The sequence below is a fragment of the Sphaerisporangium sp. NPDC004334 genome (genome assembly GCF_053602655.1).
This window is the reverse complement of the sequence record NZ_JBSGDZ010000001.1, coordinates 21,577-33,579: the sequence shown is the minus strand read 5'-3', so window position 1 is coordinate 33,579 and position 12,003 is coordinate 21,577. Positions and strand designations below refer to the sequence as shown.

Here is a 12,003-nt window from a genome sequence, read left to right as displayed (position 1 = left end):
ACGAAGGAACAGGTATCGACATGCGCAAGTGGCTGCCGCTGATCACGGTCTGCCTGGGCACGTTCATGCTCCTGATCGACGTCACGATCGTGAACGTGGCCTTGCCGGACATGGTGGGCGACCTCGGCGCGTCGTTCGGGGCGCTGCAATGGGTCGTGGACGCCTACGCCCTCGCGCTGGCCGCGCTCCTGCTCGGCGCGGGGTCGATCGCCGATCTCGCCGGGCACCGCCGCGCCTACATCGCCGGGCTCGCCCTCTTCGCGATCTCGTCGGCCGCGTGCGGCCTGTCCCCCGGCACCGGCGTGCTGATCGCCGCCCGCGCCGTGCAGGGCATCGGCGCGGCCGCCATGTTCGCCACCACGTTCGCGCTGCTCAACAGCGCCTACACCGGACGGGACCGCGGCAGCGCGTACGGCGTGTGGGGCGCGGTGGCGGGGGCCTCGGCCGCGGTGGGCCCGATACTCGGCGGCCTGCTCACCGAGGGCGTCTCCTGGCGCTGGATCTTCTTCGTCAACCTGCCGGTCTGTGCCGTCGCGATCGTGCTCTGCGTCAGAGTGCTCGCCGGCGCGAACGCGCCTGCCCGAGGCCGGGTCGACGTCCTGGGCATCGCGAGCTTCAGCGCCGCGGCGGCCTGCGGCACCTACGCGCTGATCCGCGCGAACGAGGAGGGCTGGTTCGACGCCGCGGTCTGGTGGCTCCTGGTCCTGGCGGCGGCGTTGCTGGCCGTGTTCGCCGTCTTCGAGGCGCGCTCACGCCACCCGATGTTCGACCTGAGGCTGCTGCGCGACCGCTCGTTCGCGGGCGTCCTGCTCGCCGGAGCGCTGATGACGTTCGCGGCCTTCGCCCCCTTCACCTACACCTCGATCTGGTTGCAGTCGGTGCTCGGACTGACCCCCATCGGCGCGGGGCTCACCGGACTGCCGATGTCGGTCATGTCGTTCATCGTCTCGGCGCTGCTGGGACGGGCGCTGCACGGCCGGCGGCCGGACCTGGTGATCGGCGCGGGACTGCTGTTCGTCGGCCTCGGCTGCCTGCTCGCCGCCGCGCTCGTGCACGGTGCGGCCGGCTGGACGGCGCTGCTGCCCGGCTTCGCCGTGATCGGCGTCGGGGTCGGCCTGGCGACGCCGATCCTCGGCTCGGTGTCCATGTCGCTCGTCCCGCCCGAGCGGGGCGGAATGGCCGCCGGCGCGGTCAACACCACCCGCCAGCTCGGCTTCGCCCTGGGCATCGCCGCCCTCGGCAGCGTCTTCGCCGCCCGCGCCCAGACCGGCCTCTCTGAGAACGGCCTCCCGCAGGCCGCCCGACTCGCCCGGGGCATCGCCGGCGGGCAGACGCCCGCGCTGCTGGCCGCCGTGCCGCCCGCCGCGCGCCAGGCGCTGGACGGCGCGGCGCACGCCGCGGCCGTGTCGGGAGTCCAGGCCACCTACGCCGTAGGCGGGGCCGCCGGTGTCCTCGCCGGCCTGCTGGTGGTCGTGCTCATGCGGCCGGCCCGGCCGCCCGCCGCGCGTCAGGACGACCGGCCGCCCGTCGCGGAGCCGGCCCGCCGATAGGGCCCGGACGCGAAGATCCCGCCCGATCGTTGATCGGGCGGGATCTCGTCGCTTCCCTGGGACCGTCCTGAGGACGGACCCCGGTGGAGCTATGGGGATTCGAACCCCAGACCTCCTCCATGCCATGGAGGCGCGCTACCAGCTGCGCCATAGCCCCTGGTCACCGCTCGGGGTGTTCCCCTTGCGGCGCTCGGAGAGCATATAGCGACAACCCCCCGTTGACCTAATCGACACCTTCCCGCCGCCCGGACGCCGCGCGCCGCCGCGACCGGGCCGCGCGGTCAGATGGCGGCCGCAGCCGAGTCGGGACGGTCGTCGCTGCTGATCGGCTCGGGGAGCGTGCCGGCGTTGTGCTCCAGCAGGCGCCAGCCCTTGCGGCCCTCCTGCAGGACGGACCAGGAACAGTTGCTCAGACCGCCCAGAACGGACCACAGCTCCTCCGGCAGGCCGAGCAGCCGCGCCAGCCCCAGGCGGATCGCCGCGCCGTGGGAGGCGACGACGAGCAGGCCGCCCTCCTCCAGCCGGGCCACCCAGCGCCGGGTGGCGGCGGCCACGCGGTCGGCGACGTCGGTGACGGCCTCGCCGCCCGGCGCCTCCCACTCGGCGTACTGCACCGGCCAGCCCGCCGCGATCTCGGCGCGGGTGAGCCCCTCCCACTCGCCGCCGCCGCGCTCACGCAGGTCCTTGTCCACCAGGACGTCCAGCCCGGCGACCGCCCCGAGTGCGGCGGCGGTGTCCTGAGCCCGTCGCAGGTGCGAGGAGACGATCAGCGACGGGCGCAGCGACGCGAGCAGCGAGGCCGCCCGCTCGGCCTGCGCCACACCGGTCTCGTCGAGCGGGATGTCGGTGTGCCCCTGGAAGCGCTGCTCGACGTTCCACAGCGTCTGGCCGTGGCGCCAGAACACGACGCGCCGGCCACCGCGCTTCCCCTCAGTCACCTGCCGTCCCGCGGGCCCGCTGGGCCTGCACCCGCCGCACGCTCTCGGGCAGGGCGATGGACGGGCAGTCCTTCCACAGCCGCTCCAGGGCGTAGAAGGTGCGGTCCTCCTCGTGCTGCACGTGCACGACGATGTCCAGATAGTCCAGGAGCACCCAGCGTCCCTCCCGCTCGCCCTCGCGGCGGACGGGCTTGGCGTGGGCCTCGATGCGCAGCCGCTCCTCGATCTCGTCGACGATCGCGCGGACCTGGCGGTCGTTGGAGGCGGAGCAGAGTACGAAGGCGTCGGTGATGACCAGTTGGTCGCTCACGTCATAGGCGATGATGTCGTCCGCCAGCTTCTCGGCCGCCGCCTCGGCGGCGAGCAGGACGAGCTGGCGGGATCTCTCGGATGCTGTCACGATGCGGCTTGTTCCTCCTGTGAAGGTTACGAGGTCCAGCATTCCCATTATCAGGATGCCCGGTAAAGCCCCCGCTTGTTGATGTACTGAACAATCCCGTCGGGGACCAGGTACCAGATCGGCTCCCCGGCGGCCACCCGCTGCCGGCACTCCGAGGAAGAGATCGCGAGCGCCGGGATCTCGACGAGGCTGACCTTCCCCTCCGGGAGGCCCGGGTCCTGCAGGAGATGGCCCGGACGAGTACAGCCTACGAAATGCGCCATCGTGAAGAGCTCATCGACGTCGCGCCAGCTCAGAATCTGCGCCAGCGCGTCGGCGCCGGTGATGAAGTACAGCTCGGCGCCCGGCTCGTACATGGCCGCGATGTCGCGCAGAGTGTCGATCGTGAAGGTCGGCCCCGGACGGTCGACGTCGATGCGGCTCACCGAGAAGCGAGGGTTGGACGCGGTCGCGATGACCGTCATCAGATAGCGGTCCTCCGCCGCCGACACCGTCTGCTCGGCCTTCTGCCACGGCCGGCCGGTCGGGACGAACACCACCTCGTCCAGGTTGAAGTGATGGGCGACCTCGCTGGCCGCGACGAGGTGGCCATGGTGGATCGGGTCGAACGTCCCGCCCATGATGCCAAGCCGCCTGGTAGGGGCCCCATTTCTCATGCGAGGGACCCTAACGTGCCGCTCGGCCCCGCGGGGCTCCGGCCCCCCGGCGTCGCGGCGGCACGCCCGGGCGCCCCGCCGGGGCAGGAAGCATCTTCCTGGGCCGCGCGCGGGCATCCGCCCCGACGTAGCATGCCGACCATGACCACCTCCACCCCGGATCGCAACCGTGTCCAGCTGCCCGGCATCAGTTCCCGGGCCTACGAGCATCCAGCCGACCGGTCGGCTCTCGTGGCGATGCGCTCCCTGTCGGGCTTCGACTCGGTGCTCAAGCGCATGTCCGGCCTGTTCAGCGAGCGCCGTCTGCGGCTGATGTTCCTCGGCTCCTCGGTGCGGGCCAGCGAGACCCAGTTCCGCGCCCTGTACGACATGGGCCGCGACAGCGCCTACATCCTCGACCTGCACCGCATCCCCGAGGTCTACGTCCAGCAGGACCCGCGGCCGAACGCCATGGCGATCGGCTTCGACGACCCGTTCATCGTGGTCAACACCGGCCTGCTCGACCTGATGGACGAGGAGGAGCTGCGGTTCGTCATCGGGCACGAGACCTCGCACATCCTGTCCGGCCACGCCGTCTACGGCACGATGCTGGCGATCCTGACCCGCCTGGCCACCCGCGTGGCGTGGATCCCGCTCGGGTACATCGGGTTGCGCATCATCGTCACCGCCCTGGAGGAGTGGCACCGCAAGGCCGAGCTGTCGGCCGACCGCGGCGGCATACTCTGCGGGCAGGACCCCGAGGCCGCCATGCGCGCCCTGATGAAGCTCGCCGGCGGCTCCCGCCTGCACGAGATGAACATCGAGGCCTTCCTGGACCAGGCCCGCGAGTACGACACCGCCGGGGACGTGCGTGACGGCCTGCTGAAGGTGCTCAACCTGCTGGGCTCCACCCACCCGTTCGCGGTGATGCGCGTGGCCGAGCTCGACCGGTGGCGGCGGGAAGGCGAGTACGAGGCCATCCTGTCCGGCGACTACCCCCGCCGCGAGGACGACGCCAACGCCAAGGTCTCCGAGGAGGTCAAGGCGGCCGCCCGCTCCTACCGCGAGTCGTGGGCGCAGTCCCAGGACCCGTTCATCGGCGTCCTGCGCGACGTCGCCGAGGGCGCGGTCAACGCCGGCGAGCGCATCTTCAACCGGTTCGCCCGCCGGGACAACTGACCGGCGCCCGCGGTCCACGGCCGGCGGGCGAGCCGGCCGCGACCGGTCCGCGGCATCGGCCGGCACGCCGTCGAGCTGCGCACGGGGGCGGACGCGGTGCGCGCCGCCGCAGCTCACGGCCTTTCGTCCCGCCCGGCGGCCCATCCTGACGGGCCCCGGCCCGCCGGGTGGCCCGGTGTCCCTCAGAAGGCGTGCGGCAGCACCCAGGCCAGGACGCGGACGGCGGCGGCGCACACCGCGACGAAGCCGCCGAGGACGGCGAGCGCCCGCAGCCCTTCCCTGCGCAGGTCGGGCACGCGGACGCCGGCCCGCTCGACCTCGCTGCCGACGATGCCGCCGCACACGACGCCGAAGACCACCCCGGCCACGGTCATCGGGCCCGGCTGCGTCCACCACTCGCCCTCGATGCTCCCTCCGGCGGCCACCCAGAACGCCGAGGCGGCGATCGCGGAGGCGGGCACTCCCGGCCACACCGCCGCGCTGAGGACCGACCCGGTCAGGGTCACCGGGAAGCACACCACGCGCAGCGCTCCCCGCACTCTGGCCGACCTTCGGTTCCTGACCAGCCAGTGCCCGGTCCACCAGGCGCGGGCCAGCACGCACAGGGACGCCGTGACGATGAACGTGGCCGGCGGCCAGATCACCGACACCACCACGCAGGGCACGGCCAGCATGGCCAGGACGATGAGCACGGCGCTGCCGGGCGGGGAGGAGATCGACGCGGCCGGCGCGGCGTCGGTCGCGAGCGCCGACTCCCTGACGTCCGCGGCGGCCCGCCGGACCCTGGCCATCGCCGTGGCACCACCGGCCCTGGTGCGGCGCTCGGCGGCCTCACCCCGCACCCGTCGCGCGGAAGCCTCGGCCTTCGCCCCGCGCTCCTGGCCGTCGGCCTTGGCCCGCCGACCGGCGTCGGCTTTACCCCGGCGCTCTACGGCGTCGGGCTTGGCCCGGCGGTCGGCGGCGTCCGCCGCGGAGGGGCGAATCCGGGCGCGCTCCCCCGGCGTCTCCTCCTGAGCCCGGCCTGTGGCGGCGTCCTCGGGCCTGCTCCGGCCGCCCGCGGGACCATCGGCCTTCCCTCGGCCGGCGGCGGCGTCGGGCTTCGCCCGCCCGGCGGCCGGGCCGTCGGCCTTGGCGCGCACCACCGGCGGGCCGTCCGCCTTCGCGCGGACGGTCGCGGGCCCCTCCGGCCGCGCGCGTGCGGCCGTGGCGCCCTCGGGCTTCGGCCGGGCGACCGGCGGCGCGTCGGCGGCCTTGGCCCGGGCGTTCGCCGCGCCGTCGGACCGGACGCGGCCCGCCGCAGGGTCGTCGTGCGCACCGCCCGCCGCGGGCGCCGTCGCGCGGGCCAGGCGAGCCAGCCGGTCCGACAGCAACGCGGCGGTCGGCCGCTTGGCCGGCTCGCGGTTCAGCGCGGCGCGCACCAGCGGCAGCAGGGAGCCGGGCACGCCCGCCAGGTCGGCCCGCCCGTTCAGGACGGCGTACATCTGCGCCTCGACCGTGCCGCGGCCGAACGTCGGGCGCCCGGTGGCCGCGAACGCCACCGTCGCCGCCCAGGAGTGGACGTCAGCGGGCTCGCCGACGGACTCCTCGGCGAACACCTCGGGGGCCGAGTATCCCGGCGTGCCGAGGAAGGTGCCGGTCATGGTGACCCGGGTGGCGTCCGACACCTGCGCGATGCCGAAGTCGATCAGCACCGGGCCGTCGGGGCCGAGCACCACGTTGGCCGGCTTGACATCGCGGTGGACGACCCCCGCGGCGTGGATGATCGCGATCGCCGTGGCCAGCCCTCGGGCGAGGTCGACGAGCTGCGGACCCGACAGGGGGCCGCCCCGCCGCACCGCGTCGAGGAGGGTCTCCCCCTCGATGTGCTCCATGACCAGGTAGGGCCGGTCCCCGGACAGATCGGCGTCCAGCACGCGGGCGACGTAGGGGCTCTCGACCCGGCGCAGCGCGCGCACCTCGCGGTCGAGCCTTAATCGGGAGTCGGGATCGTCTCCGATGGGGTCACGCAGGATCTTGACGGCGACCTTCGCCCCGCGTCGGCCGATGGCGAGGTAGACCTCGCCCATGCCACCACGTCCGAGGCGCTCCACCATGGTGTACGGGCCGACTCTCCCGGGCCCGCCCACTCGCCGTCCACCCATAGGGAACGCCACCATAGCGCCCAACGACCCGCGCGCGTCGGCGACGCGCCGGAAGCGGTAGTTGAAATTTGCCCGAATTCGCCGCGAGCCACAGATCACCATGGAGCCGTGGACCGCCATGAACCGGAGATCACCGGGAGGGCGAGGAGTCCTCCAGCAGGGTGTCCAGCCGGACGCGCGGCACCGTGGACAGCGCCTTCCTGCCGGTGCGCCGCCAGTTGACGTGACCGCGGCGCTCCAGCCACAGCATGATCTGGTCGGCGGCCGCCATGACCAGGGCGGCGTACCCGAGCGCGAAGACGAGACCCATGGCCACAGTCAACCGCCACCCAGGCGCTCACCCACGGCGACACGCCGAACACGCGAAGTCACCACAACATCGGGCGCCCGCTGAGACGCCCCGTGCCGTCTGCGCCGGGTCAGGAGCCGGCGATCACGGTGCCCGCGGAGGTGCGCAGGTGGCCGTCGCCGGTGTAGACCCACTTGGTGGAGGTCAGCTCGGGCAGCCCCATCGGCCCCCGGGCGTGCAGCTTCTGCGTCGAGATGCCGATCTCGGCGCCGAAGCCGAACTCGCCGCCGTCGGTGAACCGCGTGGAGGCGTTCACCGCCACCGCCGCCGAGTCGACCAGCGCCACGAACCGCCGCGCGGCCTTCTGCGAGCGGGTGACGATCGCATCGGTGTGCGCCGAGCCGTACCGCCGGATGTGCGCGACGGCGTCCTCGAGCGTGTCCACCACCGCGGCGGCGATGTCGAGCGAGAGGTACTCCTGCCCGAAGTCGTCCTCGTTGGCGGGCACGACGGCCTCGCCGTATGCGGCGACCCGCTCGTCCCCGTGCACGGTGACGCCCTCCTGCGCCAGCCGCGCCAGGGCCGCCGGGACGAAGGCGTCGGCCACGGCCGCGTGCACCAGCAGCGTCTCGGCGGCGTTGCACACCGAGGGGCGCTGCACCTTGGCGTTGACCAGGATCTCCATGGCCAGGTCGAGGTCGGCGTCGGCGTCCACGTACACGTGGCAGTTGCCGACGCCGGTCTCGATCACCGGCACCGTGGACTCCTCCACCACCGAGTTGATCAGCGAGGCGCCGCCGCGCGGGATCAGGACGTCGACCAGCCCGCGGGCCCGCATCAGGTGCTTGACCGACTCGCGGGTGGTGCCCGGCACGAGCTGCACCGCCCCCGCCGGGACCTCGGTGCCCTTCAAAGCGTCCTGCATGACGCGCACCAGGGCGGTGTTGGAGTGGTAGGCGCTGGACGAGCCGCGCAGCAGCACGGCGTTGCCGCTCTTGAGGCACAGCGCCGCCGCGTCGACGGTCACGTTGGGCCGGCCCTCGTAGATGATGCCGACGACGCCGAGCGGGACGCGGAGCTGCCGCAGCTCCAGGCCGTTCGGCAGCGTGTTGCCCCGGACCACCTCGCCCACCGGGTCGGGCAGGTCGGCCACCTCGCGCACCGCGCCGGCGATGTCCGCGACCCGCGCGGCGTTCAGCCGCAGGCGGTCGATCATGGTCTCGGTCGTGCCGCCCTCGCGCGCGGCGGCGACGTCCAGGGCGTTGGCCTCGACGATCTCACCGACCCTGTCCACCAGCGCGTCGGCGACGGCATGCAGAGCGGCGTCCTTCGCGGCACGCGGAAGGGGCGCGAGCTCGGCGGCGGCCTCTCGGGCGGCGTGGGCGACCTTCAGGAAGTCATCGGCCTCAGACATGCCTCGCGCTCCTGCTCTCGGTGGTGGGGTCCAGTATGACGATGTCGTCGCGGTGGATCAGCTCTCGCTCGTACTCGGGGCCGAGAGTCGCGGCCAGCTCGCGCGTGGAACGCCCGAGCAGCTCGGGGATCTCCGCGGCGTCGAAGTTCACCAGCCCACGCGCCACCGGCGTGCCGTGCGGGCTGTAGAGATCGACCGGGTCGCCGGCGCTGAAGTCGCCCTCGACGCGGGTTACCCCCGCGGGCAGCAGCGACTTGCGCCGGCCCACCACGGCCTCCACCGCGCCGGGGTCCAGGTACAGGCGTCCGCGCCCGGTCGTGGCGTGCGCCAGCCAGAGCAGACGGGTGCCGGGGTAGCGGCCATCGGGCTGGAAGAAGGTGCCGACGTCCGCTCCGGCCAGGGCCTGGGCGGCGTGGGCGGCGGCGGTGAGCACGACCGGCACCCCCGCCCCGGTGGCGATGCGCGCGGCCTCGACCTTGGTGATCATGCCGCCGGTGCCGACCCGGCCCGACCTGCCGAGCTCGACCCCTTCCAGGTCCGCCGCCCCTCGGACGTGCGGGATGCGGCGCGAACCCGGCTGGCGGGGGTCCCCGTCGTACAGGGCGTCCACGTCGGACAGCAGCACCAGCGCGTCGGCGTGGATGAGGTGGGCCACCAGGGCGGCGAGACGGTCGTTGTCGCCGAAGCGGATCTCGTCGGTGGCGACGGTGTCGTTCTCGTTGACCACCGGGACGATGCCGAGCTCCAGCAGCCGCAGCAGCGTGCGCTGCGCGTTGCGGTGGTGGGAGCGGCGCATCATGTCGTCGGCGGTGAGCAGCACCTGCCCGACGCGGCGGCCGTACCGGGCGAAGGAGGAGGTGTAGCGAGCGACCAGCACGCCCTGCCCGACCGAGGCGGCGGCCTGCTGGGTGGCCAGGTCGCGCGGGCGGGCGGACAGGCCGAGCGGGCCGAGGCCGGCCGCGATGGCGCCGGAGGACACCAGCACGATGTGGGCGCCGCCCGCGCCGCGCGCGGCGAGCACATCGACCAGCGCGTCCACCCGGTCGACGTCGATGGTGCCCTGCGGGGTCGTCAGCGAGGACGATCCCACCTTCACGACCAGGCGGGAGGCGTGCGCCACCCGCTCCCGGCCGGTGCTGTCCATCACGGTCGCTCCCCTTCGCTCGTGCGGGCACGGCCCGCTCCACTGGCGCCGGCCAGGCCCGCCGCCGGTCGTGCCCCTAGGGCGCCGCGGCGGCGCCGCTAGTCCTGCGAGCGGCGCTCGCTTCTGGCCGCCTCGGCGATCCCGACGCGGTCGTCGGACCCGCGCGGACCCTGGGCGGCGTCGGCGTCGAGGGTGGGCTGCCAGTCGAACAGGTAGCCGCCCTCCATCGGGCCGATGACGACCTCCGCCCCCTCCTTGGCGCCGGCCTCGCTCAGAGCCTTCTCGATGCCGAGCCGCTCGAGCCGGTCGGACAGGTAGCCGACCGCCTCGTCGTTGCTGAAGTCGGTCTGGCGGATCCACCGCTCGGGCTTCTCGCCGGTGACCTGGAAGGTGTTGGCGTCGACGCGCTTGACGGCGAACCCGGCGTCGCCGTACTGCTTGGGCCGGATGACCAGGCGCGTCGGCTCCTCGACCGGCTTGGCGGCCCGGGCGGCCGCCACCATCTCGGCCATGGCGAACGACAGCTCGCGCAGGCCCTCGTGTGAGGCCGCGGAGATCTCGAAGACCTTGAGGTCCTTGCCCTCGAGCATCGGCCGCACCATGTCGGCCAGCTCGCGCGCCTCGGGCACGTCGACCTTGTTCAGCACGGCCAGCCGCGGCCGGTCGTCCAGCTCACCGTAGGCCGCCAGCTCGGCCTCGATCACCGAGAAGTCGGTCAGCGGGTCGCGGCCGGGCTCCAGGGTGGCGCAGTCGAGCACGTGGACGATCGTCGAGCAGCGCTCCACGTGGCGCAGGAACTCGTGCCCGAGGCCGCGCCCCTCGGAGGCGCCGGGGATCAGCCCGGGGACGTCGGCGACGGTGAAGACCGTCTCGCCCGCCGTGACGACGCCGAGGTTGGGCACCAGCGTCGTGAACGGATAGTCGGCGATCTTGGGACGGGCGGCGCTGAGGGCCGCGATGAGCGAGGACTTGCCCGCGTTGGGGAACCCGACGAGCGCCACGTCGGCGACCGTCTTCAGCTCAAGGACGACCTCGCGCTCGTCGCCGTTCTCGCCGAGCAGCGCGAACCCGGGGGCCTTGCGCCTGGCCGAGGCCAGCGCGGCGTTGCCGAGCCCTCCGTGCCCGCCCTGGGCCACGACGTACCGCGTGCCGGCGCCGACCAGGTCGATCAGCGCCTCGCCGGTCTTGGCGTCCTTGACGACGGTGCCGTTGGGCACCTTGAGCACCACGTCCTCGCCGGTGGCGCCGTCGCGGTTGGCGCCCATGCCCTGCTTGCCGTTGGCGGCCTTGCGGTGCGGCCGGTGGTGGTAGTCGAGCAGGGTGGAGGTGTTGGGATCGACCTCCAGGATCACATCGCCCCCGCGGCCGCCGTTGCCGCCGTCGGGACCGCCGAGCGGCTTGAACTTCTCGCGGTGGATCGAGGCGCAGCCGTTTCCCCCGTCACCGGCCTTGATGTAGAGGACCACCTGGTCCACGAACTCCGCCACCGTCACTCCTTCTCACCGGCGCGGCCGTTCGGCCCGCGCCGTTCACCGCCGCGCCGGGCGCCGATGCAGCCCCCCTCACGACGATGAGGCGGATCGAGAAGTCGATCCGCCTCATCAACGTTCTGTCTCGGCCGCCGCCGCGCTCACGCGCGGCCCGGCGGCCCGTGTCTCGCTGCCGGCGGATCTACTCCGCGGCCGGGACGATGCTCACGGCGCGACGGCCGCGCTTGTTGCCGAACTGCACGTGGCCTGCGACCAGCGCGAACAGCGTGTCGTCGCCGCCACGGCCGACGTTGTCGCCCGGGTGGAAGTGGGTGCCGCGCTGGCGGACGATGATCTCGCCGGCGTTGACGAGCTGCCCGCCGAAACGCTTGACCCCGAGCCGCTGGGCGTTGGAGTCACGGCCGTTCCGGGTGGACGATGCGCCCTTCTTGTGTGCCATGGTTCGCTACCACTACTTCCCGGGGTTGATGCCGGTGACCTTCACCTGGGTGTACCGCTGACGGTGACCCTGGCGCTTCTTGTAACCGGTCTTGTTCTTGTACTTGAGGATGTGGATCTTGGGGCCCTTGGTCTCGCCGAGAATCTCGGCGGTCACCTCGAACTTGCCAAGCGTGGCAGCGTCGGTGGTGACATCGCCGTCGTTGACGACGAGCACCGGCGCCAGCGACACCGTGGAGCCGACCTCACCGGCGACCTTGTCTACCTCGAGGACGTCACCGACGGAGACCTTCTGCTGCCTGCCGCCGCAACGAACGATCGCGTACACCGCGGAACCCTTCTTCTGGCTAATTGCTCGCTGAACGCTGCGCCTCTGCATCCAGCT

General features: G+C 73.2%; 12 protein-coding genes and 1 tRNA gene. 2 read left to right on the top strand and 11 right to left on the bottom strand.

Features of this window, described 5'->3' with window-relative positions; genetic code table 11:
- The first annotated feature begins 20 nt into the window (after window positions 1-20).
- A complete protein-coding gene (locus tag ACWEN6_RS00140; protein ID WP_452568197.1) occupies window positions 21-1,550 on the top strand; it encodes an MFS transporter in 1,530 nt (509 codons plus the stop codon).
- An 84-nt stretch (window positions 1,551-1,634) separates the two neighbouring features.
- Here ACWEN6_RS00140 and ACWEN6_RS00135 read toward each other — a convergent pair.
- From ACWEN6_RS00135 to nadD, 4 genes are all read right to left on the bottom strand, one after another.
- Window positions 1,635-1,707, bottom strand: a tRNA-Ala gene (locus ACWEN6_RS00135).
- A gap of 124 nt (window positions 1,708-1,831) precedes the next feature.
- The gene (locus ACWEN6_RS00130; protein ID WP_452568196.1) at window positions 1,832-2,488 is read right to left on the bottom strand and encodes a histidine phosphatase family protein; all 657 of its coding nucleotides are present in this window, start codon (window positions 2,486-2,488) and stop codon (window positions 1,832-1,834) included.
- Complete coding sequence (gene rsfS, locus ACWEN6_RS00125; RefSeq protein ID WP_452568195.1) at window positions 2,481-2,888, bottom strand: ribosome silencing factor; 408 nt, start codon at window positions 2,886-2,888, stop codon at window positions 2,481-2,483. Before rsfS ends, ACWEN6_RS00130 begins: the two co-directional genes overlap by 8 nt.
- Before the next feature lie 50 nt (window positions 2,889-2,938).
- Window positions 2,939-3,544 carry a nicotinate-nucleotide adenylyltransferase gene (gene nadD, locus ACWEN6_RS00120; protein ID WP_354849659.1) on the bottom strand — a complete coding sequence of 202 codons (606 nt, stop codon included), beginning with the start codon at window positions 3,542-3,544 and terminating at the stop codon, window positions 2,939-2,941.
- 141 nt (window positions 3,545-3,685) lie between these two features.
- On the opposite strand from nadD, the gene ACWEN6_RS00115 reads away from it, so the two are divergent.
- Window positions 3,686-4,702 (top strand): M48 family metallopeptidase, encoded by a 1,017-nt coding sequence (locus ACWEN6_RS00115; RefSeq protein WP_452568194.1) that lies wholly within the window; start codon window positions 3,686-3,688, stop codon window positions 4,700-4,702.
- 182 nt (window positions 4,703-4,884) lie between these two features.
- Here ACWEN6_RS00115 and ACWEN6_RS00110 read toward each other — a convergent pair whose 3' ends face one another.
- The 7 genes from ACWEN6_RS00110 to rplU form a co-directional block, all read right to left on the bottom strand.
- Window positions 4,885-6,843 carry a protein kinase domain-containing protein gene (locus ACWEN6_RS00110; protein WP_452568193.1) on the bottom strand — a complete coding sequence of 653 codons (1,959 nt, stop codon included), beginning with the start codon at window positions 6,841-6,843 and terminating at the stop codon, window positions 4,885-4,887.
- Window positions 6,844-6,973: 130 nt separating this feature from the next.
- On the bottom strand, window positions 6,974-7,153 hold the full coding sequence (locus ACWEN6_RS00105) for a hypothetical protein (protein ID WP_354849650.1): 180 nt from the start codon (window positions 7,151-7,153) through the stop codon (window positions 6,974-6,976).
- A 109-nt stretch (window positions 7,154-7,262) separates the two neighbouring features.
- A complete protein-coding gene (locus tag ACWEN6_RS00100) occupies window positions 7,263-8,546 on the bottom strand; it encodes a glutamate-5-semialdehyde dehydrogenase (protein WP_380832365.1) in 1,284 nt (427 codons plus the stop codon).
- A complete protein-coding gene (gene proB, locus ACWEN6_RS00095; RefSeq protein WP_452568512.1) occupies window positions 8,539-9,690 on the bottom strand; it encodes a glutamate 5-kinase in 1,152 nt (383 codons plus the stop codon). The genes ACWEN6_RS00100 and proB overlap by 8 nt, the downstream gene beginning before the upstream one ends.
- A 98-nt stretch (window positions 9,691-9,788) precedes the next feature.
- Window positions 9,789-11,177, bottom strand: a complete 1,389-nt coding sequence (gene obgE, locus ACWEN6_RS00090; RefSeq protein WP_452568192.1) for a GTPase ObgE — start codon at window positions 11,175-11,177, stop codon at window positions 9,789-9,791.
- A 184-nt stretch (window positions 11,178-11,361) separates the two neighbouring features.
- Entirely contained in the window at window positions 11,362-11,619 is a 258-nt protein-coding gene (gene rpmA / locus ACWEN6_RS00085; RefSeq protein WP_184979518.1) for a 50S ribosomal protein L27, read from the bottom strand.
- A 12-nt stretch (window positions 11,620-11,631) separates the two neighbouring features.
- Complete coding sequence (gene rplU, locus ACWEN6_RS00080; RefSeq protein WP_354853706.1) at window positions 11,632-11,946, bottom strand: 50S ribosomal protein L21; 315 nt, start codon at window positions 11,944-11,946, stop codon at window positions 11,632-11,634.
- Window positions 11,947-12,003: the final 57 nt, after the last annotated feature.